Annotated in this window: 20 protein-coding genes; 13 read left to right on the top strand and 7 right to left on the bottom strand. The window is 71.2% G+C overall.

What is annotated here, in order from left to right:
* Nucleotides 1–72: 72 nt before the first annotated feature.
* Nucleotides 73–960, bottom strand: a complete 888-nt coding sequence (locus P2T62_RS07265; RefSeq protein ID WP_276260734.1) for a class 1 fructose-bisphosphatase — start codon at nt 958–960, stop codon at nt 73–75.
* A gap of 6 nt (nt 961–966) precedes the next feature.
* Nucleotides 967–1,761: a class I fructose-bisphosphate aldolase gene (locus tag P2T62_RS07260; protein WP_276260733.1), complete on the bottom strand. Its 795-nt coding sequence runs from the start codon at nt 1,759–1,761 to the stop codon at nt 967–969.
* A 109-nt stretch (nt 1,762–1,870) separates the two neighbouring features.
* Between P2T62_RS07260 and P2T62_RS07255 the strand changes: the two genes are divergently transcribed.
* The 6 genes from P2T62_RS07255 to P2T62_RS07230 all read left to right on the top strand — a co-directional run bounded on the left by P2T62_RS07255 (nt 1,871) and on the right by P2T62_RS07230 (nt 8,034).
* Entirely contained in the window at nt 1,871–3,082 is a 1,212-nt protein-coding gene (locus tag P2T62_RS07255; protein ID WP_276260732.1) for a hypothetical protein, read from the top strand.
* A 79-nt stretch (nt 3,083–3,161) separates the two neighbouring features.
* On the top strand, nt 3,162–3,833 hold the full coding sequence (locus tag P2T62_RS07250; protein WP_276260731.1) for a metallophosphoesterase family protein: 672 nt from the start codon (nt 3,162–3,164) through the stop codon (nt 3,831–3,833).
* A gap of 128 nt (nt 3,834–3,961) precedes the next feature.
* Nucleotides 3,962–4,942: a 1,4-dihydroxy-2-naphthoate polyprenyltransferase gene (locus P2T62_RS07245; protein WP_276260730.1), complete on the top strand. Its 981-nt coding sequence runs from the start codon at nt 3,962–3,964 to the stop codon at nt 4,940–4,942.
* Entirely contained in the window at nt 4,939–6,066 is a 1,128-nt protein-coding gene (locus P2T62_RS07240) for a mandelate racemase/muconate lactonizing enzyme family protein (RefSeq protein ID WP_276260729.1), read from the top strand. Before P2T62_RS07245 ends, P2T62_RS07240 begins: the two co-directional genes overlap by 4 nt.
* Nucleotides 6,067–6,121: 55 nt before the next feature.
* Nucleotides 6,122–7,771, top strand: coding sequence for a class I adenylate-forming enzyme family protein (locus P2T62_RS07235; protein WP_276260728.1), 1,650 nt, complete (start codon nt 6,122–6,124; stop codon nt 7,769–7,771).
* Between the two features lie 65 nt (nt 7,772–7,836).
* Nucleotides 7,837–8,034 (top strand): DUF5800 family protein, encoded by a 198-nt coding sequence (locus tag P2T62_RS07230; RefSeq protein ID WP_276260727.1) that lies wholly within the window; start codon nt 7,837–7,839, stop codon nt 8,032–8,034.
* 33 nt (nt 8,035–8,067) lie between these two features.
* Here the strand turns inward: P2T62_RS07230 and P2T62_RS07225 are convergent, their stop codons facing one another.
* Nucleotides 8,068–9,498: an FAD-binding oxidoreductase gene (locus P2T62_RS07225; RefSeq protein ID WP_276260726.1), complete on the bottom strand. Its 1,431-nt coding sequence runs from the start codon at nt 9,496–9,498 to the stop codon at nt 8,068–8,070.
* Nucleotides 9,499–9,863: 365 nt separating this feature from the next.
* Here P2T62_RS07225 and P2T62_RS07220 point away from each other — a divergent pair, with 365 nt between their 5' ends.
* Entirely contained in the window at nt 9,864–10,832 is a 969-nt protein-coding gene (locus P2T62_RS07220; RefSeq protein ID WP_276260725.1) for a quinone oxidoreductase family protein, read from the top strand.
* Between the two features lie 829 nt (nt 10,833–11,661).
* Here the strand turns inward: P2T62_RS07220 and P2T62_RS07215 are convergent.
* The 3 genes from P2T62_RS07215 to P2T62_RS07205 form a co-directional block, all read right to left on the bottom strand.
* Nucleotides 11,662–12,870, bottom strand: coding sequence for a 5-(carboxyamino)imidazole ribonucleotide synthase (locus tag P2T62_RS07215; protein WP_276260724.1), 1,209 nt, complete (start codon nt 12,868–12,870; stop codon nt 11,662–11,664).
* 81 nt (nt 12,871–12,951) lie between these two features.
* On the bottom strand, nt 12,952–15,105 hold the full coding sequence (locus tag P2T62_RS07210) for a flippase activity-associated protein Agl23 (protein WP_276260723.1): 2,154 nt from the start codon (nt 15,103–15,105) through the stop codon (nt 12,952–12,954).
* 128 nt (nt 15,106–15,233) lie between these two features.
* Nucleotides 15,234–16,643, bottom strand: a complete 1,410-nt coding sequence (locus P2T62_RS07205; protein WP_276260722.1) for an adenylosuccinate synthase — start codon at nt 16,641–16,643, stop codon at nt 15,234–15,236.
* Nucleotides 16,644–16,894: 251 nt separating this feature from the next.
* Here P2T62_RS07205 and P2T62_RS07200 point away from each other — a divergent pair, with 251 nt between their 5' ends.
* Complete coding sequence (locus P2T62_RS07200; RefSeq protein ID WP_276260721.1) at nt 16,895–17,200, top strand: hypothetical protein; 306 nt, start codon at nt 16,895–16,897, stop codon at nt 17,198–17,200.
* 9 nt (nt 17,201–17,209) lie between these two features.
* Here P2T62_RS07200 and P2T62_RS07195 read toward each other — a convergent pair whose 3' ends face one another.
* Nucleotides 17,210–19,369: a DUF7527 domain-containing protein gene (locus P2T62_RS07195; RefSeq protein WP_276260720.1), complete on the bottom strand. Its 2,160-nt coding sequence runs from the start codon at nt 19,367–19,369 to the stop codon at nt 17,210–17,212.
* Nucleotides 19,370–19,565: 196 nt separating this feature from the next.
* Between P2T62_RS07195 and P2T62_RS07190 the strand changes: the two genes are divergently transcribed.
* The 5 genes from P2T62_RS07190 to P2T62_RS07170 all read left to right on the top strand — a co-directional run bounded on the left by P2T62_RS07190 (nt 19,566) and on the right by P2T62_RS07170 (nt 24,930).
* Nucleotides 19,566–21,530 carry a 3-hydroxyacyl-CoA dehydrogenase/enoyl-CoA hydratase family protein gene (locus tag P2T62_RS07190; RefSeq protein WP_276260719.1) on the top strand — a complete coding sequence of 655 codons (1,965 nt, stop codon included), beginning with the start codon at nt 19,566–19,568 and terminating at the stop codon, nt 21,528–21,530.
* 1 nt (nt 21,531) lies between these two features.
* Nucleotides 21,532–22,191: a PaaI family thioesterase gene (locus tag P2T62_RS07185; RefSeq protein ID WP_276260718.1), complete on the top strand. Its 660-nt coding sequence runs from the start codon at nt 21,532–21,534 to the stop codon at nt 22,189–22,191.
* 24 nt (nt 22,192–22,215) lie between these two features.
* Nucleotides 22,216–22,680, top strand: a complete 465-nt coding sequence (locus P2T62_RS07180; protein WP_276260717.1) for a MaoC/PaaZ C-terminal domain-containing protein — start codon at nt 22,216–22,218, stop codon at nt 22,678–22,680.
* 401 nt (nt 22,681–23,081) lie between these two features.
* The gene (locus tag P2T62_RS07175; RefSeq protein WP_276261584.1) at nt 23,082–24,473 is read left to right on the top strand and encodes an isochorismate synthase; all 1,392 of its coding nucleotides are present in this window, start codon (nt 23,082–23,084) and stop codon (nt 24,471–24,473) included.
* A gap of 94 nt (nt 24,474–24,567) precedes the next feature.
* Nucleotides 24,568–24,930, top strand: a complete 363-nt coding sequence (locus P2T62_RS07170) for a DUF4234 domain-containing protein (protein WP_276260716.1) — start codon at nt 24,568–24,570, stop codon at nt 24,928–24,930.
* The last annotated feature ends 35 nt before the right edge of the window (nt 24,931–24,965 follow it).

Below are 24,965 nucleotides of genomic sequence, written 5' to 3'. Positions count from 1 at the left end.
CTCCGGCGGGAACTGACCGGGCGTTGAGGGTTCACCCGCCCGACGGCGAGCGCGCACGCGCGGCCCGCCGGGTCAGTCCAGCGCCCGTTCGAGCCGCTCGATGTACCCGGCCGAGCCCACGTGGACCGGAACCCGCTGGTGGAGTTCATCGGCCTCGACGTCGAGCAGCGACCGCTCCCCGTTCGAGGAGGCCCCACCGGCCGCCTCGATGACGTAGGCGATGGGTGCCCCCTCGAAGACGAGCCGGAGCTTCCCCTTCGGCGCGGACTCCAGCGCCGGGTAGGCGAAGACGCCGCCGTACGTGACGACCTGGTTCACGTCGGCGATCATCGCGCCGCCGTACCGGAGTTTCAGTTCGTCCTCGACCGCGTCGACGTACGCGGCGAAGTCCTCGGTCCAGTCCGGGACGCGCCCGCCGAACCCGTAGACGACGGGGTCGTCCGGGATGGTGAGGTCGACCGCGTCCGGTTCGAGTTCGCCGTCCGTGACCACGTACTCGCTGGCGTGGCCGTCGACGGCGAGCGCCATCGTCGTGATGGGACCGTACAGCACGTAGCCCGCCGCGACGAGGTGGTCGCCGGCCGCGGGGAGGGCGGCGTCGTAGACGCCGAAGATCGTCCCCATCGCGTTGTTGGACTTGAGGTTCGACGAGCCGTCCAGCGGGTCGCACGCGACGTGGTAGCCCTCGTCGTCGGCGAGGCTCAGCTCCTCGCGCTCCTCGCTGGCGTACCCCCCGACGCCATCGATGGCGAGCAGGCGGTCCTCCAGCAGTTCGTCCGCGTAGAGGTCGGCGGCGAGCTGGCGCTCGCCGCTCGGGTTCTCGTCGGCCTCCGGGTCGTACATCCGGCGGCCGGCGAGGCCGCCACGCACCTCGGGGGCGGTCTCGGCGATCGCCTCGACGACCCGCGTGACGGTCGGGCCAGCGCGGGCGAGCGCGTGGGGCGTGTCCTGGTCCGACATCGACGCTTACTCCGCGGCCGCCAGCGCCTCGTCCACCGACGACTCCTCAAAGATGACCTGTTCGAGGGCGTCGAGGATGCGGTGGGGGTTCTCGCGCTGCCAGACGTTGCGCCCGACCGCGAGCCCCTTCCCGCCGGCGTCGATGACCGACTTGACGGATTCGAGGAAGTCACGGTCGGAGGTCTTCGAACCCCCGGACATGACGACCTTCGTCGGGCCGGCCATCCGGACGGCGTCCTCCATGGCGTCCTGCGAGCCGGGGTACTTGACCTTCGCCACGTCGGCGCCGAGTTCCAGCGCCAGGCGCGAGGCGTACGCGATGGTGCCCGGCTTCGTGTCGTTCTTCAGACCCTGGCCGCGCGGGTACGACCACATGACCGTCGGCAGCTCGTACTCCCGGGCGCGCTCCTGGGCGTCACGGAACTCCTCGGCCATCTCGATCTCGTGGTTGGAGCCGCCGTACAGGGTGAAGCCGACCGACGAGGCGCCGACCTCGTAGGCGTAGTCGACCGAGCAGTTGACGGCCGAATCCGGCTCGCCCATCCAGAGGTTCGACGTCCCGTTGAGCTTCATCAGCAGGTCGACGTCGTCCTCGTAGGAGGGGTAGAACGCCTCCGCGATACCCTTCTGGACCGCGATTGACGTGACAGCGTCGTGGGTCGCCGCCTCGAAGGTCCGCGCCGGGTCCGCGCTCCCGGGGACGCCCTCGAAGTCGACCGGCCCGTGCTCGAGGCCGTGGTCGTACGCGAGGATGAGCACCTTGCCGTCCCGGCAGAGCGGCGAGTCGTCGATGTCGATCATACATGCCACGTTGCGTGAGTCCGCGGCAAGAATTTACCGAACGGACCGATGGGAGAGTCGTGGTATCGTCTGACGAGGGTTCTTGACCGTGGCGGCCCAGACCCCGACCATGCGGGACATCGTCGAGGAGGTGCTGTCGAGGGGGGACCAGAGGACACCACCGGGGGAGGTCCAGGACGTCCGGGTCGCGGTCGTCGGGGTCGGACGGCGCGGTGTGGGACGACTGAGCGGCATCGGCCGCCGACTCCGGGACGAGGCCTTCTCGGGGCAGGTCCCGACCGACATCGACGCGGTGGGAGTGGACCTGCCGGGCGAGGAGACGAGCGTCGAGGACTGGACGCCGACGGCGTGGCACGTGGTGGAGTCGCTGGAGCGGCCCGACCGCGACGGTCGTCCGCACCTCACACCGGCAGCCACGGACCGTCTCCGTCGGTTCGCCGGGGACGAACTCGACCGATACGACGTGCTCGTGGAGGCCGCCGACGGGACGGACCCGGCGGCCGTCTCGGTCGCGTCGGACCTGGCCGCTGCGTTCCGCGGTGGGATCGCCAGCCCCGTCATATGCGTGCCGACGGTCGCGCCCGAGAATCCACCGGCCCCGCTACTCGGGGCCGAGTCGGGCTGGCTCCCGGACACCCGTGACCGGTTCGGCCCGGACGCCGTCGTCCCCGTCGAACACGGCCGGGCGACGGAGGTGGTTGCGGGGGAGGCGTGCGACCGCGGCCCGCTTGCGACCGGCGGCGAGGACCCCGTCGAGCGGGTCGCCGAGGACGTGACCGCCGCACTGGCCGGGGCGCTGGGCACCCGCACCCAGTTCGAGAGCCTCGCGGACGACCTCCATCACCTCCGCGGACGGGTCATCGCTCACGTCGGTCGCGACGACGAGGGGCCGCGAATCGACGCCGATGCGCTGGCGGGAGACGCACTCGCGACGCCGGTGTCCGACGAGCCGCCGGAGTGGCGGCCGGGCGGCCCGTGGCTCGCACACCTCCGGACGCCGGACCCGGACGACGACGACATCGACGCGGCCGTCGAGGCCGCCGGCGCGGCGCTGGACGACGCAGCCGACATCGACGGCGGCGACCGACCGGCGACGCTCCGCAGCTACCGGCTCACCGAGCGGGGCCCGCACGGGCTGTTCCTGTTCCGGGTCGAGGCGCCCGAGGAGCCCGAGGGGGAACCGCTCCCACACATCGACTGGAACGGGACCGACCGGGCCGACGTCGACCTGGGGCGGGAGTCACTGGAGGACCCGGACGAGGGGGAGACCGCGAACGGAGCGGCCGACGAGGCCGGCTCCGGCCTCGACGTCGTCCGGTGAGCCCGCCGGCGCCGACCGGCGTCCGGGGGTGTCGCTTCCCACCCCAAGACGGTTACCGGGCCCGGCGGTAGGTCGGGATATGCGACTCGGCGTCATCTCCGATATCCACGCCAACCTCGTCGCCCTGGAGGCCGTTCTGGCGGATATGCCGCCCGTCGACCGACTCGTCTGTGCGGGCGACGTCATCGGCTACAACCCGTGGCCCGCCGAGTGCGTCGAGCTGGTGCGCGAGCGGTGTTCCGCGACGGTCCGGGGGAACCACGACCGGAACGCCGACACGCCGAACCGGTACTCGATGAACGAGATGGCCCACGAGGGGCTCAAACTCGCCGCCGAGGAGCTGAGCGACGCCCAGCGGGAGTGGCTCCGAAGCCTCCCCCGGACGTACGACCTGGCGGAGGGCCGCGTGCTGATGGTCCACGACCACCCCGAACACGTCGACCAGTACGTCCGGCCCCACTCGTTCCCGAAGATGCGCCGGTACCTCGACGACTACGACGCCTGTATCCTCGGGCACACGCACGTCCAGCACGAGGCCACGGTGGACGGCCGGCTGGTCCTCAATCCGGGGAGCGTCGGCCAGCCCAGGGACGGCGACCCGCGGGCCGCGTACGCGGTCATCGACACCGCACCGGAGCCGATGGCGGCCCACCTCCACCGCGTGGAGTACGACATCGACGCGGTGCAGTCGGCGTGCCGGGAGGCCGGCCTGCCGGCCCGGACCGCCGACCGCCTCGAACAGGGGAAGTAGCCTCGACGACGGCAGGCACCCCTCCCCAGCGACGGGCGGCCACCGGGCTACCGGCAGCGCCCGATCACGACCGGCCCAGCGACCGACCCCGGTACACCCTTCAACCCGCCACCACCTACACGGACGCAATGAGCACCGAGGTCGAGAGCGGCGGTGGTCCCGACACCGACCCGGCCGACATCTCGAAGCGGGAGGCGTGGGTGATGGCGGCCCGGCCCCAGACACTCCCTGCCGGCGCAGCCCCGGTCATCGTCGGCACGGGCCTCGCGCTGCGGCTGGGCGAGTTCGCCGCCCTCCCCGCCCTCGGCGCGCTCGTGGGGGCGCTGCTCCTGCAGATCGGCACCAACTTCGCGAACGACTACTACGACGCCGTCAAGGGCGCCGACACCGACGAGCGCGAGGGATTCACCCGTGTCACCGCCGGGGGGCTCATCCCCGCCGAGCAGGTCAGGCGCGCCATGTACGCCACGTTCGGCCTCGCCATCCTCCTCGGAACCTACCTCGTGTGGGTGGGCGGCCCCGTCATCGTCCTCGTCGGGCTCTCGTCGGTCGCGGCCGGCATCCTCTACACCGGCGGGCCGTACCCCTACGGCTACCGCGGGCTGGGTGAGCTGTTCGTCTTCGTCTACTTCGGACTCGTGGCCGTGACGGGCACCTACTACGTGCAGGCCGTCGCGAGCGTCTCGGGCATCCCACCCTTCGACGCGCCGCTCGCGGTCGTGCCGCTCGCTGCGGTGGTCGCCGCACTCCCGGCCGCCGGCCTCTCCTCGGCCATCCTCGTCGTGAACAACGTCCGCGACCGCGAGACGGACGCGAAGGCGGGCAAGCGGACGCTCGCCGTGCTGCTTGGCTATCGCTTCTCCCGCGTCGAGTTCCTCGCATTGGTCGGGATGGCCTACGTCGTGCCGGTGGTGTTCGCCGCCACGGGCTGGGGGCCCTGGGCGCTGCTGCCGCTGCTGACGCTCCCCCTGGCCGCCCCCCTCGTCGCGACCCTGCTGGAGCGGACGGACGGCGCGGCGCTGAACCCGGCCCTGGAGCGGACGGGGAAACTGCTCGCCGCCCACTCGGTCCTGTTCGCCGTCGGACTGGCGCTCCCGCGCTTCCTATGAGGGTCGACCCCTTCGCGCTCGACCTGGCGAGCCCCCTCACCACGGCACGCGGCGCCATCACCGAGCGCGAGGGGTTCGTCGTCCGGCTCGCGGTCGACGGGACGGCGGGTGTCGGCGAGGCCGCGCCGCTGCCGGGCTGGACGGAGTCGCTCGATGACTGCCGGGCGGCGCTTGAGTGCGTCGCCGAGGCACTCGACGACGGTATCGACCCGGATGCGGTTCTCGACGGGGACGGTCACCGCGTCGACCTCGGCGACGCCCCGGCGGCCCGCCACGCGGTCGCCAGCGCGGTCCTGGACGCACGGGCGCGTACGGCGGGCGAGCCGCTGTATCGGGTACTGGCCGGGGAGGACGACATCCACCCGGACCCGGTCGAGTCGGTCCCGGTGAACGCGACCGTCGGCGACGGCCCGCCCGGAGAGACGGCCGACGCCGCGGCCGACGCCGTCGCCGCCGGCTTCGGGACGGTGAAGCTGAAGGTCGGCGCCCGGGCCGTCGCGGCCGACACCGAGCGCGTCGCCGCCGTCCGGGACCGCTGCCCCGACGTGACGCTCCGCGCGGACGCGAACGGAGCGTGGAGCGCCGACGAGGCCGAGCGAGCGCTGGCGGCGTTCGCCGAGCACGGCGTGGCGTACGTCGAGCAGCCGCTCCCCGCGGCGGCGACCGACACGGACGGCGCGGACGGCCCCAGGGACGACCTCCGGGCACACGCCGCCCTCCGCGGACGGGGTGTCGGGGTCGCCCTCGACGAGTCGCTGGCGGTCGGGGCTGACCCGGTCACCGCGGCACTCGACGCGAGCGCGGCCGACGCGCTCGTCCTGAAGCCGATGGCACTCGGCGGCCCGGACCGGGCCCTGGCCGCCGCCCGGGCAGCCCGGGCGGCCGGCGTCGAGGCCGTCCTTACGACGACCATCGACGGCGCGCTGGCACGCGCGACCGCGGTCCACGCGGCCGCAGCGGTGCCCGCGGTTCCGGCCTGCGGCCTCGCGACCGGCGACCGGCTCGAACGCGACCTGCTCGACGCCGACCCCGCACCCGTGTCCGACGGGCGGGCCCGTGTTCCGGAGGGTCCCGGCGTGGCCGGGGGGACGCGATGGCACCGCGGGAGAACCGACCAGCCGTGAGGTGACGGACGGCGGAGCGAAACTGCAAATAGCCCCACGTCTCAATCCGGATGTCGTGCGCGACTGGTTGGCCCACCGGACGGCCGCAACACCGACAGCGACGGCGCTGTCCGTCGCCGCCGGCCCCGCCGCGCCTGACGGCCGCGAGGGCGGGTCGACCAGGACCTACCGAGAGCTGAACGAGCGCGTCGAGGAACTCGCCGGCCGCCTCTCGGCGCTGGGCGTCGGCGTCGGGACCCACCTCGGCGTCTGTCTCCCGACCCGGCCGGCGTTCGTCGAGCTGGTCCACGCCGCGATGCGGCTGGGGGCGGTACTGGTGCCGCTCCACGCCCGGTCGACCGCGCCGGAACTCGCCGAACGGGCCCGCACCGCCGACTGCGGGCTCGTCTGCTGTGGCGCGGCGACGGAGGCGACCGTCGTGGCCGCCGCGGACCACGCCCGCGAGACCGACGGCGACCTGCCCGTCGCCACGGTCGACACGCCGCGCGAGGGCGCGACGCGCATCGACGGGGCGACCCCGGAGACGTTCGACCTGCCGGCATGGTCGCCCGGACGGCGGCTCTGCCTGCTGTTCACCTCCGGGACGACCGGCGACCCGAAGGTGGTCGACCTGCGGATGGGCAACGTGCTGGCGAGCGCGACCGCCTCGGCCTTCCGCCTGGGGCTGGACCCCGGGGACCGCTGGTTCGACCCGCTCCCGATGAGCCACATGGGCGGCCTCGCGCCCGTCTACCGGTCGGTCTGTTACGGAACGACGGTGACGCTGCCGGGGCCCGAGGGCGGCGGCGAGGGCTCGGATTCGGGTGCCGAGGACGTAACTGACGGCGAGGGAACCGGGGATGCGGCGTACAGCGTCGGCGGCTTCGACCCCGAGGTGGCGCTCGCGGCGATGCACGGGACGGGCGCGACCTGCACCTCGCTGGTCCCGACGATGCTGTCGCGGCTGCTCGACGCCGGCTCGCTCCCGGACTCGCTCCGGTTCGTCCTGCTGGGGGGCGCCCCCGCCAGCGACGAACTGCTGGAGCGCTGCTTCGACCGGGGCGTCCCCGTCGCGCCCACCTACGGGATGACCGAGACCGCCTCGCAGATCGCGACGGCGCGACCGCCGGAGGCCCGGGACCACCCCGGAACCGTCGGGTACCCGCTGTTCACGACGAACGTCACCGTCATCGACAGCGGGACCCCCGTCGACCCCGGCGAGCGGGGCGAACTCGTGGTCAGCGGGCCCGCCGTGACACCGAGCTACTACCACGACAGCGGGGCCACCGAGCGGGCGTTCGGCCCACACGGCTTCCACACCGGCGACGTCGGCTACCGGGACGCGGACGGTCGTGTCTGGGTCCTCAACCGGCTCGACGACCGCCTGAACCCCGGCGGCGAGACGGTCGACCCGGGCGAGGTCGTGGACGTGCTGCGCGCGTTCCCCGGCATCACGGAGGCGGCGGTCGTCGGCCTCCCCGACCCGGAGTACGGCGAGCGCGTCGCGGCGCTGGTCGTGGCGGCCGACGACGTGGACCCGGCGGCGCTGGAGCGCCACTGCCGGGACCGCCTGTCGGGCTTCAAACTCCCCCGCACGGTCGGCGTCGCCGACAGCCTCCCCCGCACGCCGTCGGACACGGTCGACCGCGAGGCGGTCCGCGAGCGGTTGCAGACCCCCGACGACGGCCTCAACGTGCTCGAACTGGGCGGCCACGCCGCCGACTGAGCAGTGGGGCCGGGCCCCCGACGATCGGCGCGCCCTTTTTGTAGACCGACCGGCTACCGGCGGGTATGACTGTTCTATCCTTCGACGAGAAGGGCGCCGACGTGGTCTACGAGGGGACGGAGTTCCGGCTGGAGGCCGACCTCATCGAGGAGGCCACCCAGAAGAGCTACCCCGACGTGACCGACCACGAGGTCCTCCAGCTCATCGAGGCGGACCCGGCGCTGTCGGGCGAGCCGCGACGCGTGAAGGACATCCTCTCCTGAGTGGCGCTGGGTGGAGTGGCGACGGCCGCCGCCTCAGTCGTCGTCGGCCGCGAGCCGCACCCGACCGCCCTCCTCGATGGTCTCGGGGAAGATCTTCCCGGGGTTGAGCGTGTCCTTCGGGTCGAGCGCGCCCTTGATGCGGCGCATCGCCTCGACGGCCCCCTCGCCGTGCTCGAGTTCGAGGTACTCGCGCTTGCCGAAGCCGATGCCGTGCTCGCCGGTGCAGGTGCCGCCCATCTCGATGGCCCGCTTCACGACGGCGGCGTAGATCTCCTCACCGGTCTCGACCATCTCCTCGTCCTCGGGGTCGACCATCACGGAGTAGTGGACGTTGCCGTCGCCGGCGTGGCCGAAGACTGGGACCATGATGTCGTGTTCCGCGCCCAGCTCCTTCGCGTACCGGATGATGTCGGGGTACTTCGAGATGGGGACGGTGATGTCGCCGGGGTGGATGGGCCGCAGGTCGGGGTCGTAGCTCTGGACGGCGAAGGCGAGTTCCGTGCGGGCCTTCCACAGTTCGGCCATCCGCTCGTCGTCCTCGCTCATGTCGAACAGGGAGACGTCGTGGCTCTCGAAGATGGTCTCGCAGAAGTCGATCTCCTCCTGGACGCCGTGGTTGGCGTGGAACTCGAGGAACACCATCGGCTTGTCCGGCAGGCCCGTATCGAGGTAGCGGTTCGACATCTCGGCTGCGAGCGAGTCGATGAGTTCGATCTTGGCCACGTCGACACCCGAGCGGACGGCGTCGTAGATGGCGTTCGTCGCGTCCTCGAGGTCGTCGAAGACGGCGCGGCCGCCGCGGATCTGCTCGGGGATGCCCTCCAGTTCGAGCGTCGCGCGCGTGACGACCCCCAGCGTCCCCTCGCTGCCGACCAGCAGGTCCTTCAGGTTGTAGCCGGCGCTCGTCTTGACGGCCTTCGAGCCCGCCTCGATGACGGTCCCGTCCGCGAGGACGGCCTCCAGTTCCAGCACCCAGTCGCCCACCTCGCCGTACTTCACCGTCTTCTGTCCCGAGGCGTCGTTGACGATCATCCCGCCGATGGTGGAGATGTTCGCGGAGGACGGCATCGGCGGGAAGAACATCCCCTCGGATTCGACGGTCTCGTTCACCTTCGAGCCCATCACGCCGGGCTGGACGTCGATCTGGAAGTCACCGGGACGCACGTCGAGGACGTCGTTCATCCGGGTCACGTCCATCGAGATGCCCTTGAACTGCGGGACGGCGTTGCCCTCCAGCGAGGTGCCGGCGGCGTACGGCGTCACCGGGACGCCCCGGTCGTTGGCGGCCGCGAGGACGGTGCTCACGTCCTCGGTGGATTCGGGCCAGACGACGGCGTCCGGCGTGACCCCGCGGCCGGCCTCCTCGGCACCCCAGTCGGCGGCGTGGCTCCCGCGGTCGGACTCCCCGAAGGAGACCTGCTCGTCGGGCAGCAGGTCCGTGAGGAACTCGCAGTCGTACGACATACCCGGAAGTGCACGGGCACGCAGTCATAAAGCTATCCGCCCGAACGCAGGGGCGTTCTTGTTCCGGCCGCGTCCCGCGGTCGGGCCGGCGTCGCCCGGGCGTCACCGAGGCGCCGCTGGCGGAGTCGTCCGGATGGTGTCGACGTCGCTGGCGAGGCAGGGTGGCATCGTCCGCCCCGGCGGCAAAGAGGGACAGGGAAAGAATGCCGGCGCGGTGGTGGGTCCGCACCGACACGGGACGGAGCGGAGCACCCGGAACGGGGAAACGGGTGCTCCGTTTCGGGGTGTACACCTAACAATGATAAGTGTTTGGCCACCCCCAGCTAACAGTATCGTTTATACGCCAGGCGGGCGACGGCGGTCGTATGCGAGCAATCCAGATCGCGGAGTTCGGCGACGCGGACGAACTCGAACTCGTCGAGCAGGACGTCCCCGAGCCGGGCGACGGACAGGTCCGGATCGAGGTGGAGGCCGCCGGCATCAACTTCGCGGACATCATGCAGCGCCGCGGTCACTACCACGGCGGCCCGCAGCCGCCCTACACGCCCGGGATGGAGGTCGCGGGCGTCGTCGACGCCGTCGGCGACGGCGTGGGCCGCGAGGTCGGCGACCGCGTCGTCTCGATGGTCAACGGCGGCGGCTACGCCGACTACGCCATCGCCGATGCGATGGGCCTGATGGACATCCCCGGCGACATGAGCTTCGAGGAGGCCGCCGGCTTCCCGGTCCAGTACCTCACGGCCCACAACTGCCTGTTCGAGTGGGGTGGGCTGGAGGAGGGCGACTCGGTCCTCATCCACGCCGCCGCGGGCGGCGTCGGCACCGCGGCCGTCCAGCTGGCCAGTAACGCCGGCGCCGAGGTGTTCGGCACGGCCTCGACCCAGGAGAAGCTCGACAAGGCGGCCGCCCTGGGCTGTGACCACCCCATCAACTACACCGAGGAGGACTTCGTCGAGGTGGCGAAGGCCGAGACGGACTACGGCCTGGACATGGTGCTGGACGGCATCGGGAGCGACACCACCGAGCGCTCCGTGGACGCGCTCAAGGAGTTCGGCACGCTCGTCGTCTACGGCGCCGCCTCCGGCCGGCCGGGCGAGCCGTCGACGGACAAGCTCCTCTTCGGCAACATCACCGTCGAGGGCTACCACCTCGGCCGCGCCATCGAGCGCAAGCCGATGAAGGTGATGGGCGCGGTGCCCGAGCTGACGGAGATGCTGGGCGACGGGACGCTGGAGGTCCAGGTCGGCGAGACGTTCGACCTGGAGGACGCCGCCGAGGCCCACCAGTACATCGAGGACCGCAAGTCCTCAGGGAAGGTCGTTCTGACGCCGTAGTTCGAGTCGTATCCAGCCCGCAACCCCTTTGTCACTAATATAAATCTCTAATCTTCCTAATTCTAAGTTTATCTCCGACTCATTTCCAGGAACGCCTACGAAGCCCTCGCGCGCTCAGGGGCCCGCGGCTCGCTGCGCTCCTCGCTCCGGTCGCTCTGCTCCCTCCGCTGCGGTGCTTGCGTCGCCGGGGACCCGCTGAGCCCGCTCGCCCTTCGAGTCCGCCAGGGGATTGGACGTGTCACGAGTGCGGTGGCCCTGCCCTTCCCCAGGTCGCGCGGGTTCGCCCGCAAGGGGCTCACCACGCGCTCCCGGCCGGAGAGCGGATGGTCGGCCGCCGGTTCCGAGGAAAGGAAGCGCGCGGGCGCCCTCCCGTCAGCGGGTCCCGAGCCCCTTGCGGGCGAGTGGCCCGCTGGCTACACGGCGCCCGCGCGGGGAGGGGTGGGGACACCCTGCTAGCCTGGAACCACCAACCGCGAACACTCGGGTAATCAGACCACAGGGCGGGACTGAAAGGGCCGCTCGGCTGGCGGCTCTGCCGTCCTCAGAACGCGAAGCGTTCTGATGGGCTGCACGAGAGCTCCGCTCTCGTGAACGCCAGCGATACATTTCTCGGCGGAGCCGAGAAATCGCTCGACCCCGCCCGGACGACGCAAGGACCGCAGGGTGAGCGAAGCGAACCCGAGGACCGCAGCGAGGCCCGGCGGGTCGAGCGAGCAGGGGCTTTCAACCGGATTCCATCGCCGCTGTCGCAGGGAGCGCCCGCGGGAGCTTTCAACCCGGTTCCACGTTCGTATTTACCGATATCAAGCAGAAATCAGAAGAACGAATCCTACTCCCTGTCGGGTCGGAACGTCGTCGCGTCGCGCAGCCCCCGCACGCGCTCCAGCAGGTCACCGATATCGTCCCCTTCTGAGCCGACCTGCGTGACGTGTCCCAGTTTGCGCAGCGGTCGCGCCTCGCGTTTGCAGTACCAGTGCAGCGCCGCGCCGTCCGCGCGCAGCACCTCGTCCACGCCGCGCAGTTCGGCCGGCCGGTTCTCGTCCACGTCGCCGAGCAGGTTCGCGTTCGCCGTCGGTGCGCGGCGGTCAGTCGACCCGAGCGGCCAGCCCAGCACCGCGCGGACGTGGTTCTCGAACTGGGAGGCGTGACAGCCCTCGATGGTCCAGTGGCCGGAGTTGTGCGGCCGCGGAGCGATCTCGTTGACGAGGATGGCCTCGCCGTCGTGGGCGTCGGGGTCGACCTGGAACAGCTCGATGCCGAACGCGCCGCGCCCGTCCATCACGTCGAGCACCTCGTGGGCGACCTCCCGGGCCCGGGCGCGGACGCCGTCGTCGGCCCGCGCCGGGGAGATGCTCTCGCGGAGAATCTCCTCGCGGTGGATCGTCTCGGTGACGGGGAAGGTGTCGCGCTCGTCGGCGCCACGCACGCCCATCACGGCCAGTTCCCGCTCGAAGTCGAGCATCTCCTCGGCCATCGCCGGGCCGGCGATGTCGGCCATCGCGGCCTCGACATCGTCCGGGCCGGAGACGGGGACGTTCCCGCGCCCGTCGTACCCGCCCTCGCGGGCCTTCAGCATCAGCGGCCACCCCAGGTCCTCGCCGGCCGCCAGGAGGTCCTCCGCGCCGTCGACCTGCCGGTAGGCCGGGACGGGGATGCCCTGCTCGACCAGCGCCTCCTTCTGGACGTACTTGTCCTGGATGGTGCGGAGGGTGTCGGGCGCCGGGTGGACGGGCGTACCGGTCTCCTCGGCGACCCGGTCCAGCGTGTCGGGGTCCGCGAGTTCGATCTCGAAGGTGAGCACGTCGGCGCGCTCCCCCAGCGCCAGGAGCGTCTCGTAGTCGTCGAAGTCGCCGACGACCTGGTCGCGGACCACGGAACGGGCGGGGCAGTCCGGCGTCGGGTCCGAGACGACGAGTTCGACGCCGAGCGGGCCCGCGGCCTCGCCCAGCATCCGCCCCAGTTGGCCGCCGCCGACCACGCCCAGCGTCGGCCCGGGCGCGGCGAGCGTCCGCGCGTCGATACCGTCGGAATCGGTCATGTGCGAGGGTCCTCGGCGCCCGGTCCTACCGCTTTCGCTTCCGGGTGAGCAGCGAGGAGCGAGGAAGAGGGCGGCGTCGTCCTACCCGCCGGCAGGCCGGCGTTCGGCCCGCAGCCGCGCACGGTCGGCGCGGGCGTCGCGCACCGCCTCACGCGTGTCCGCGGGCGGCTCGATGTCCGCGCGGGGCGCGGACCCGTCGATGAAGACGACCGTCGAGATGGCGCCACGACGCATCAGCACGGTCTCCTGCCGGTAGTCGTCGCCGAGCCGCTCCTGGAGGGCGTCGGCGTTGGTAGTCCGGGAGATGACGACCGGCGGCAGCTCCTCCTGTGGCGGGAGGTCGGCCGTCAGGTTGGTGCAGGTGACCTGCATCCGGTCCTTCTCGAAGTACCACGGCAACGGCAGCGCCTTGAACCACTTGATGCAGGCGGGCGTCCGGACCGCGGAGCTGTCGCCGTCGACGTAGTAGGAGCCGTGGACGAGCACGTCGTCCTCGCCGGGCGGGTTGCCGGCCGAGAGCGCCTGCATCTCCCCGAGGATGGGTCGCCACTCGCCCTCGGGCTGGGCGTACTGGACCAGCGAGTCCGGCCCCTCCTCCGGGCTGACGTAGACGCCCGTCGCGCCCTGGTAGCCGGTCGCGCCGGTCGCGACCAGCGCTAGGACGAACACGAGCAGGAGGCTGATGCCGTCGTCCTCGCGGTAGGCGTCGACGCCCCAGCGGTACAGCAGCGCCGCCCCGACCGCCGCGGGGATGGCGAGCGGGAGCAGCGCGTTCACGACGATCCACGCGCCGTAGATGTCGGTCCCGAGCGGGTAGCCCAGGACGGAGGCGAAACCCCAGAACGCGGCGAACATCACCAGCGCACGGGGACGGCCGTCCGTGTAGCGGTCCGCGAGGAAACCCACGACCGAGAGGAGGAACAGCGGGCCCGCGTACAGCACCATCGACTCCAGGAAGCGCCCGAGGTAGCAGGCGTAGCCGTCGATGAGGTTGTCCTTGTTGCAGCCCGGTTCCGCGCTCCCGCCGAACCAGTACTCCAGCCCGGTCTCTATGTCGAGCAGCGTCGCGTCGACGAGCGCCGGGAACTGCCCCGGCTGGCCGAGGACCGCGTACAGGCCGACGCTGTCCGGGGCCGCGGCGCCGCGGGGCGCGTAGAAGAACAGCGTCACGACCCCGAGGATGACCAGCGCGAGGAGCGCGTGGCCGAGGTAGTAGCCCGGGTGGAGGACGAACCGCTCGAGTGCCGCCTCGACCCGGTCGAAGCCGTTCGTCCCGGGCGTCGAGAGGATGCGGTCGGCGACGAGCGCGCTCGCGCCCATCCAGCAGAGGAGGTAGACCAGGGCGTTCTCCTTCGCGGCGAACGCCAGCGCGAAGCAGAGGACTGCGGCGTGGACGTACAGCGCGGGCGATCGGGTCCGGCCGAGCTGGAGGAGGGTCGCCAGCGACCGGCCGGTCGGGGCGGTCCGGGTGGCCGTCCCGCCGTCGGCCACCGTGCGCCCGGTGCCGCCCCGCGTCTCCACCGGGGCACCGCGGGCGTCCATCGCGCGGACGAGGAAGCCGAACGCGACGAAGCAGAACCCGGCGACGAGGATGGTCGACCGGGAGAACCGCGAGTAGTACAGGAGGATGGGGTTGAAGCTCAGGAACAGCGCGAGCGCGACCAGTTCGCTCCGGCGGAGGTGCTCGCGGAACAGCAGCGCCGTCGCCGGGAGCAGGCCACCCACGAGCGCCGGGACGACGCGGGTCGCAAAGTCGGTCGTCCCGAGCACCGAGAACAGGAACGTGTTCAGGTGCTGGATGAACGGCCCGTGGATGATGTAGCGGTAGCTGAACGAGCTGGTCCGCTGGTACTCCAGGGTCCACCAGGCGACCCGGGCCTCGTCGAAGTGCTGGACGCGGTCGCCGAGCAGGACGAGCCGCGCGACCAGCGCGAGGACCGTGATGCCCAGCACGAGCCGGAGGGTGCGTTCGGTGCCGGTGCCGAGGTAGTCGGCGAGGACGGGACGCCGGGCGGAGCGGGCGGGGTCGGTAGCGGCGGTCCCGGTGGAGGGCGGGGACGCCGCGCCCTCGTCCGGTGTCGGCTCCGGGTCCGGGTCGGGGGCAGGGTCCGTCGTGGGACCGTCGTCGGACGCGGATGGCCCGTCGGCGGGGTCATCCGCTGGCTCCGAGTCGCCGGCGTCATCGCCCTCGCCGTCGTCGGGCGCGGGGGCGTCGTCGTCGGGGGCGGCCACCATCGCTACGGACTGTTGCCGCAGCCCTTAGAATCCTTCTGGTTGCCCCCGGCGTGGAGCGCGGGTGCTGTCGTGTCGACGGGACCCCGGTAACGAGGGAACGGGGGCGACGGAAGGGGACAGCGGGTCGCTCAGGCGTCGAAGGGGTCCTGGACGACGACCGTGTCCTCGCGGCCGGGGCCGACGCCGACCGCGTAGATGTCGGCGTCGAGTTCGGCGGCGATGTAGCCGAGGTACTCCTGGGCGTTCTCCGGGATAGCGTCGTAGCCGGCGTCGGCGACCTCGCTCCAGTCGACCTCCGGCCAGCCGTCGAACTCGCGGTACTGGGCCTCGCACTCGGCCCACTTCTCGGTCGTCGCCGGGATGGTCTCCAGCTCCTCACCGTCGAGTTCGTACGTGTGACCGACCTTCACGGTCTCCAGGCCGGCGAGCGTGTCCACGTGGTTGACGGCGAGCCCGGTGAAGCCGCTCGCGGTGGCGGCGTGGCGGAGCATCGGCATATCGAGCCAGCCGACCCGGCGCGGGCGGCCGGTGACGGTGCCGTACTCGCCGCCCTCGTCGCGGATATAGGTCGCGAGCTCCTGGCCCCGCTCGGAGGTGTCGCCGCCCTCGGGCGGCGTCTGCCCCTCGACGTGGCCGAGTTCCGTCGGGAGCGGGCCGGTCCCGACGCGCGTGATGTACGCCTTGACGATGCCGACGACCGCCCCCTGCCCGACGACGGTCGGGCCCAGTCCCGTCCCGACGGCCGCACCGCCCGCCGTCGGATTGGAGGAGGTGACGTAGGGGTAGCTCCCGTGGTCGATGTCGATTCCGGTGCCCTGTGCGCCCTCCATCATCACCTGCTCACCCTCGGCGCGACGGCGCGCGAGGAAGGCGCCACAGTTGACGGTCATCCCCTCCTCGGCGAGGCGCTCGCCGAACGCGCGGTACCGCTCGAACAGCGCGTCCTCGTCGAACGCCTCCGGGACCGTGACCTCGATGCCGAAGTCCTCGGCGTCGAGCGCGTCGAGGTCCAGGCCGTACACCTGCTCGACGAGGGCTCGCTTCTGCGGGACGACGTACGCGAGCCGGTCACGGAGCACATCGGGGTCGAGCAGGTCGCCGATGCGGACCCCGCGCCGGCCGGCCTTGTCCTCGTACGTGGGGCCGATGCCGCGGCCGGTGGTGCCGACGGCGATGTCGTCCTCGCTCTTGACGTCCTCCTCGAGGCCGTCGAGGACGCGATGGAACGGCATGATGACGTGAGCGCGCTCGGCGACGCGGACGTCGGGGTCGAGGCCGCGCTCGTGGAGCGCGTCGAGCTCGTCGAACAGCGTCGCCGGGTTGACCACGCAGCCGTTGCCCAGGACGCCGATCTTCCCCCGGACCGCGCCCGAGGGGACCAGCGACAGCTTGTACTCCTCGCCCTCGTGGACGACGGTGTGGCCGGCGTTGTCGCCGCCCTGGTACCGCGCGACCACGTCCGCTCGCTCGCCGAAGACGTCGACGATCCCCCCCTTCCCCTCGTCGCCGAACTGCGAACCGACGATAGTGACAGTCATCCGGCCCAGCGTGCGGCGTGGCCGAACAAACCGGTTGCGGTTCCCGGGGGCCAGCGATGCGCGCACGGAACCGTCCGCTCACCGCCGGAACGGGTCCGAATCGCTCCCGACCCCGCTGCCAGGGTCGCAAGGGTTAACATGGTCCGCGTGATACGCGGTACCGATTCCGGATATCCGTCGGATGACGCCGCCCCGACCCCGACGGCGTGAGGGCAACTTTTAAACCCTCGTCTTACGAGTTAACACGTGCCATGATAGATCGGCTCGAGAAGGAAGTCGACATGCTCGAACGCCATCTGCAGGTCCTGCGGATGGTGATCGAGAACGAACCCATCGGCATCGTGAAGATGTCGAACGAGACCGGATACCCCCACCACAAGGTCCGCTACTCCCTCCGGGTGCTCGAGGAGGAGAACCTCATCGAGCCCTCGAGCCAGGGAGCGATCACCACCGAGGACACCGCCGACTTCGTCGACGACCTCGACGAGAAGATCGACGAGATCGTCGAGAAGCTCGAGGGGATGAAGATCGAGGACATCCCCGAGATCGAGGGCTGAGGGGCCGCCTCAGAGTTCGGGTACCGAGAGATAGAACGACTCGTCACGGTCCTCGGCGAGACAGAGGTGGAAGCCACGCGACCGCGACAGCTTCACGTAGCTCTCGCGCTTGTCCCGGCTCAGCAGACTCCCGCCAGTCGCATCCTCGACCGTGGCGAGCGCCGCCGGTTCGAAGAAGGCACCCGTGACCGCGATGGCGCCCGCCAGTGACCCCGACTCCTCGGCGACAGCCGACGCACCCCTGACCAGCTCGGCCATCTCCTCCTCGCCCGTCGACTCCCGCGAGTCGTCGAGAGCCGCGACCACCAGCGGCTCGCCCATCCGGTTACGCGCGACCAGATCGAACGTCCGATCGTCGGCGAGGGTCGCGCCGAACTCCACGCGGTCGATCTCGGGGATCGCCCCGTACAGGTCCCCCAGAACCTTCTCGCTTCCCGTATCGCGGATCTCGAGCGGGAGGTCGGTCACCAGCCACCTGGTGAACTGGTACTCCTGGGTGTCATCGAGGAAGGCATCGAACTCGCGGCCGTCGACCGCGACGGTGCTTGCGTCGAACTCCGTGTGGCGTTCCAGCTGCAGGTTCCCGACCACGCTCTCGCGGCTGACACCCGCTCGAAGGTCATCGAGGGTCGGCTCGCTCTTCGAGCGGTAGCGGACGAAGACGCTGGTCCCGTCGAGCGCCTCCGCGGGCGTCATCGCGGTCTCCGGGGCGGCCGCGCCCGACCCCAGTTCGCGGAGCCGTCCCTCGAGGTCCTCGACCCGGGCGGCGAGGTCGTCGCGTTCGTCCCGGGCGCTCTGGAGCGCCGTCTCCAGGCTGTCGACCTCGTCCTCCAGACGTTCGACCTCCCGTTCGCGAGCCTCGAGCGCGCTCCGGAGTGCTGCTGCGTCCTCGGCTGCCTCGCCGGCCGACGCCTCCGATTCCCCGTCCTCGTGGACCCGGTCCGCTGCTCCCCCTGTCTCGTCGGCCTCCTCGTCGCTGGTCCCGTCAACGTCGGTCGACGGACTCTCGACGGCAGTCACGGCCGCCTCGATCTCCTCGTCGTCCGCCGGGCCGTCGGCCGGCGACGGTGGCTCCGTCCCCGCCTCGGTCCCCGCCCCGGTCCCGGTGGCGGTCGCCACCTCCTCATCGTCTTCGTCCTCGTCCGTAGACGTCACCGCGTCGTCGGTCGCCGTCCCGTCCCCTCCCTCGATCCCCTCGGTCTCGCCACCGGTCGTATCGTCGATGGAGGTGATGGCGTCCCGGGTGAGCGATTCTGTGCCCGTCTCGTGCGGGTCGGGGGAGCCGGGGGTCGCGCCGTCCTCGCCCTCGGTCGACGGGTCGGGACCGGAATCCGGGATGTCGGCGTCCAGACTCGCGTCGGCTGTGTCGGCTGTGTCGGCGTCGGAATCCGGGATGTCGGCGTCCAGACTCGCGTCGGCTGTGTCGGCTGTGTCGGCGTCGGAATCCGGTTCGGCCGTCTCCACGGTGGCCCCACCATCGGCCGTCTCCACGCTCTCGTCCTTGCCGCTGGCTCCACCGGTCCCGGCAGCGGCTCCGGCGGCCGCACCAGCCGCGCCAGCCCCGGCAGTCCCGGCCCCCACACCACTGGCCCGGTCCTCGGCGCCGGGGATCTCCGTGATGTCGAGGTCGACGGCGGTGACGGTGTAGATGCCGACCTCGTCGCAGGCCCGCTCGAACGCCTCCTCGTCCTCGAGGAGGCGGCCGGACTGGCCGACGAAGGCGGCGTGCTTCGCACGCCCGCCGTGGTAGACGGAGTAGTAGTCGCCCGAGAGGACGTTCTCCGAGAGCTCGACGTAGCCGGTGAAGCCGCTCGAGAGGCGCTCGTGGACCTCCTCCAGCGGCGTATCCTCGGTGTAGTAGCGGCCGCGCTCCTCGCCGCCCGTGGCCTGCATGGTGAACAGCAGCGGGAGGGCGGGATGGGGCGCCTCGTACGCGTCCCCGGTGGCGTCCTCGAAGGCCTCGATGTCGGCGGGCCGGAGGCCATGGTCGGCCTCGTCGTCGAGGCTGAAGACCCCGACCACGCGCCCGCGGAGCATGAAGCAGACGGCGCCGTCGGCCTCGACGGCGCCCGTGAACTCACGGTCGGCGAGGTCGTGCAGCCCGTCGAACCCGCCGTCGTACCGGCGGCGGTCCCACTCGCGCATCTCGGCGACCGCGCGGGTCGTCATGCCCAGCCGTCCGACCGGTCCGCCCAAAGACCTTCCGGGCACCGCCATCCGGCCCGGACACCCTGCCGGGAGGCTCGCCGGGGAACGCCCCACGCCGGGAAGGAGTTTACGCTGGTCAATGGGGGGGCCCTCATGACCTAACACCTGTAATGCGTTGCGGTGGTATTAAGCCGGAGCGTGTGCCACTCGTGGCCGCATGACGCTTGAACTCGAGGACGTCGACCGCGTGACCGTGCTCGGTGCGGGGAGCATGGGCCACGGTATCACCGAGGTGGTCGCGCTGGCCGGCTACGACGTGACGATGCGGGACATCGAGGAGGAGATCGTCGACGACGGCTACCAGGACATCAAGTGGTCGCTGGAGAAGCTCGCGGAGAAGGGCCTCGTCGACCAGGACCCCGGGGAGGTCCTCGACCGCATCGATACGGCGGTCGACCTGGAGGACTCGGTCGCGGACGCGGACCTCGTCATCGAGGCCGCGCCCGAGAAGCTCGACCTGAAACGGGACATCTACGGCCAGCTCGACGACTACGCCCCCGACCACACCATCTTCGCCTCGAACACCTCGTCGCTGCCCATCACGCAGATCGCCGAGGCGACCGACCGCGAGGACCAGGTCGTCGGGACCCACTTCTTCAACCCGCCCGTGAAGATGGACCTCGTCGAGGTCATCTACGGGGAGGAGACCTCCGACGAGACCGCCGAACTCGCCTACGAGTTCGTCGAGGACATCGAGAAGACGCCCATCTACGTCCGCAAGGACGTGCGCGGGTTCGTCGTCAACACGGTGCTGGGGCCGTTCGGCGACGAGGCCGCGTGGATGGCCAGCGAGGGCGTCGCGAGCGTCGAGGCCATCGACGCCGCGATGGTCCACCAGCGCGGCTACCCGATGGGGCCGTTCGAGCTGTCGGACATGACCGGCATCGACATCGGCTACGACGTGGCGAAGGAGGCCGGGCGCGAGGTCCCGCCCATCGTCGAGGAGAAGGTCGAGAACGAGAACCTCGGCCGGAAGACGGGCAAGGGCTACTACGACTACGAGGACGGCGAGGGGACCACCTACGAGCCGGGTGACGGCGAGGGCGTCGACACGCTCCGCATCGAGGCCCGGATGGTCAACCGCGCGGCCTACCTCATCCGCGAGGACGTTGCCACGGCCGAGGCCATCGATACCGGGATGCGCCTCGGCGCCGGCTTCCCCGAGGGGCCGTGCCGCCGCGCGGACAAGATCGGTCTCGACACCATCCTCGAGAAGCTGCAGGACCTCCACGAGGAGACGGGCGCCGACCGCTACGAGCCGGACCCGTGGCTCGTCGAGAAGGTCGAGGCCGGCGAGACCGGCGAGGAGGCCGGGAGCGGCTTCTTCGACTACGGCAGCGGCGAGGACGGCACCCGCGACTACACCACCATCAACCACGAACTGCACGACAACGGCCTGCTCGAGATCGAACTCGACCGGCCGGCCCGGATGAACGCGCTCAACGACGACCTGATGCAGGAGACGGTCCACCTGCTCAACAACGTCGACGTCGACGAGGTCCGCGCGGTGACGTTCGAGGGCGCGGGCGACCGGGCGTTCTCCGCGGGCGCGGACATCACCGGCTTTTCCGGCATCGCACCCCACGAGGTCGAGGTGACGGAGTTCTTCCAGACGGTCAACGACTTCCCGCGGCCCACGCTGGCGAAGATCGACGGCTTCTGCCTGGGCGGTGGCCACGAACTCGCCCTGGCGTGTGACCTCCGCATCGCGACGAAGGAGTCCGAGTTCGGCTTCCCCGAGATCAACCTGGGCCTCATCCCGGGCGGCGGCGGCACCCAGCGCGCGATGCGGATGCTGCCCGAGGCACGCGCGAAGGAACTCGTCTTCCGCGGCGAGCGCATCTCCGCGAAGCGTGCCCACAAGTGGGGCCTCATCAACTGTGCCGTCGACAGCGAGGACCTCGAGGAGAAGTGCCAGGAGTTCGTCGACGATCTCGTCACCGGCCCGCCCATCGCCCTGCGCAAGGCGAAGACGGTGATGAACAAGGGCGCCGACGAGAACATGGAGGCCGGCCTCGAGATGGAGTCCCAGGCGTTCGGCCTCCTCCTGACCACCGACGACATGGAGGAGGGCGCCATGGCGTTCATGGGCGACCGCGACCCCGAGTTCGAGGGCAAGTAGCGTGACCGGGGAGGGAGGCGGCCCCGGCGAGATTCCCGATGCGGCCGAGGCGACCCGTTCGCGCGAACTGGTCGGGACATCCGACGGGGGCAGCGGCGAGGCCGAGGACGGGGCGGACGAGGAGCCGCGAGGCTCCGGCGAGGACGGGACGGGCGGCACGGCCGTCGCCGACAACGCGGGCGACGGCTTCGAGGCCGTCGACGACCCGACGCCGGAGGCACTGACCGAGGCGCTCCGTCAGCACGGCCTGTTCCGCTGGCTCGACCTCTCCATCCACGCGGCCGAACCCGGCCGCGTCGTGTTCGACCTGCCGTTCGACGAGAAGTTCGCGAACCTCTCGTCCGGGACGGTCCACGGCGGCATCACCGCGACCGTCATCGACACGGCCAGTGGCTTCGCCCTCCGCTCGACCTTCGAGGACCCGGCCCGCGCGGCGCTGACGACGACCGACCTCAACGTGCGCTACATCCGCCCCGCGCGTGACGACCTCCGCGTCGAGGCCGAGGTCGTCCGCTCCGGGTCGAGCATGGGCGTCACGCACTGCGAGGTGACGACGATGCACGAGGGCGAGCGCAAGGTCGTCGCCACGGGCGGCACGACGTATCGACTGTTCAGGGACGCCGGTGCCGAGGGCACCGACGCGGACGGCGGCGAGGACTGAGACCGACAACGGAGACCACCACCGATGACAGAACCAGACGACGGCGACTACAGCATCTACCACAACACCGAGGAGGGCGATACCGACACCACCGGCGGCCGGACCATCACGGAGGCCGACATCGCCAACTTCGCGGGCGTGAGCGGCGACTTCAACCACCTCCACATGGACGAGGAGGCGATGGCCGACTCGATGTTCGGCGAGCGCATCGCCCACGGGATGCTGGTCTTCTCGGCCGCGACCGGCCTCCTCTGGCAGAACCGCACGCCCGCAGAGCGCGACGCCGTGGTGGCGTTCTACGGCATCGACGACCTGCGCTTCCGCGGGCCCGTCTTCGCCGGCGACACCATCCACGTCGAGGCCGAGGTGGTCGAGAAGCGCGAGTCCGACAACCCCGCCGCGACGGGCACCATCAGGTACGACGTGGAGGTCGTCAAGCAGGACGGCTCCACGGCTATCTCCTGCTCGATGCTGTCGCTAGTGAAGTAGGGCGTTCGCTGTTTTCTTATTTCCAGCTTAAATCTGTAATATCGCCAATTTTCTGACTTCCCTTCCTCTTTGGTTATTATTGACGGCGGCAGCAACGACGGAACTGGGTAGAAAGCCCCCGGCGCCCCGAGCGAGCGGTGGCTCCGCCACCGCGAGCCGCGTGGCGGAACGAAGTGGAGCCCGTGCGACCTGGGGAAGGGCAGGGTCGCAGCACCCGCCGAACAGCCGAACCCTGGCGGACTCGAAGGGCGAGTGCGCGAGGGCTTCGTAGGTGGTTCCGTCGTCAGTATCCCGGCCATCCGAGAGGGCTAGCCTCAAACCACTGGAACCCGTACACGGTAGCGATGGAACCACCGCGCGGCGAGTCGTCGGTTCGCGGGGGTCGGTCGGCGGAGCCATCGATGGACGCCGACCTCGTCAGTCGATCCGTCCGCGTCGAGGCGCCGCCGTTCCGCGCCGTCGTCGACGCCGCCACGAGTCCCCGCACCGTCTGGGCGGCGCCGGGCGAGGCGACCGTGGTCGGGAGCGGTGCGGCGGCGGCCCTCACGGCGACCGGCGGCGACCGCTTCGCGGCGATCCGCGAGGCGGCCGCCGACCTGTTCGCCAGCGGTGACGTCCACGCCGGGACGCTGGCCGCGCGGCCCCGCCTGTTCGGCGGCTTCGCCTTCCACGAGGAGCACGACCGACACGACGGCGAGCCGCCGTGGGACGAGTACCCGTCGGCGGGCTTTCTCCTGCCGCGCGTGCAGCTCACCTACACCGGGACCGACCCGACCACGGGCGACCCGGACGCCGGGTCCGAGGCGTGGCTCACGGTCACCGCGGTCGGTCCGGATGCCTCGGCCGAGGCCGTCGAGACGCGGCTGGACGAGGCCCGCGAGACGGTCGAGTCACTGCCGGCGCCGGGACCGGTCGCCGAACCGCCGGGGGTCGCCGACCGCCGCCGGACCACCGACCGCGACGCGTGGCGCGAGTCCGTCAACGCCGCACTCGCCCGCATCGAGGCCGGCGACCTCCGGAAGGTCGTCCTCGCACAGGCGCTGGAGGCCGACCTCGAACGGCCGCTCGACCTCCCCGATACACTGGCGCGACTCGCCGAGCGCTACCCGGACTGCTATCGCTTCCTGCTGGAGCCGATTCACCAGGACGACGGCACGGCCGATTCCGCGGCCGATACTCCCCGGCCGGGCTTCTTCGGTGCGACGCCCGAGCGCCTCGTGGACCTCACGGGGCGCACGGTCGAGACGGGCGCGCTCGCGGGGACGACCGGGCGCGGCGAGACGCCCGCCGAGGACGAGTGGCTCGCCGAGGAACTGCTGCACGACGACAAGAACGTCCACGAGCACGAACTCGTGGCGGACGCCATCCGAGACCAGCTGGCGCCGTACGCGGCCTCGGTCGCGGCGGGCAAGCGCCGCATCCGCCGGCTCGCGACGGTCCAGCACATCGAGACGCCCATCACGGCGGAACTGGCCGCCGACCACCACGTCCTCGACCTCGTGGAGGCACTCCACCCCACCCCGGCGGTCGGCGGGCTGCCGCCGGACCGCGCGCTGCAGACCATCCGTGACACGGAGCCGTTCGACCGCGGCTGGTACGCCGCACCCGTCGGCTGGTTCGACGCCGCCGGCTACGGCTCGTTCGCGGTCGCCATCCGCTCCGCGGTGGCGAGCCCGGACGACGAGCAGGTGACGATGTTCGCCGGCGTGGGGCTCGTGGCGGACTCGAACCCCGACCGCGAGTGGGACGAGGTCCAGCTCAAGTACCGGCCGATCCTGGACGAACTGGAGTAGCGCCCGGACGAGCGAGCGGCCCCACCACCCCCGACGGGTGGGGGCCCGCACCGCGCCCCATGACTTATTCCGCCGATGCGAGAACCCGCGGGTGATGACGGACGACTCACCCGAGGTGACCGACCCGTCGGCGTTCACGCACGGCTCGCTGACGACGCAGGTCATCCTGTTCGTCGTGACGTTCGGCCTCTACGGCCTGTACTGGTGGTACAAGACGAACGAGCAACTCGGCGCGGGCACGAGCGCGGACATCAGCCCGGGACTCCGGACCATCGGCATCCTGATTCCGCTCTACAACCTGGTCGTCATCTGGCGGTTCTCGAACGATATCACGGCGGTGACGGACCACGACGAACTCATCCTGTTCCTCGCGTTCATCGTCTTCACCCCCATCGTGTGGTACCTCGTCCAGACCGGGATCAACGAGATCGCCGACGGGGCCGCGGCGGCGGCCTGACACAGTCCGGTCGCGTCGGCAGCCCTGCCACCGGC

Origin of the sequence: Haloglomus litoreum, from assembly GCF_029338515.1 — an archaeon.
GTDB lineage: Archaea > Halobacteriota > Halobacteria > Halobacteriales > Haloarculaceae > Haloglomus > Haloglomus litoreum.
Note: the sequence above shows the minus strand (reverse complement) of the source record. Positions and strands in the feature narration are given on the sequence as shown.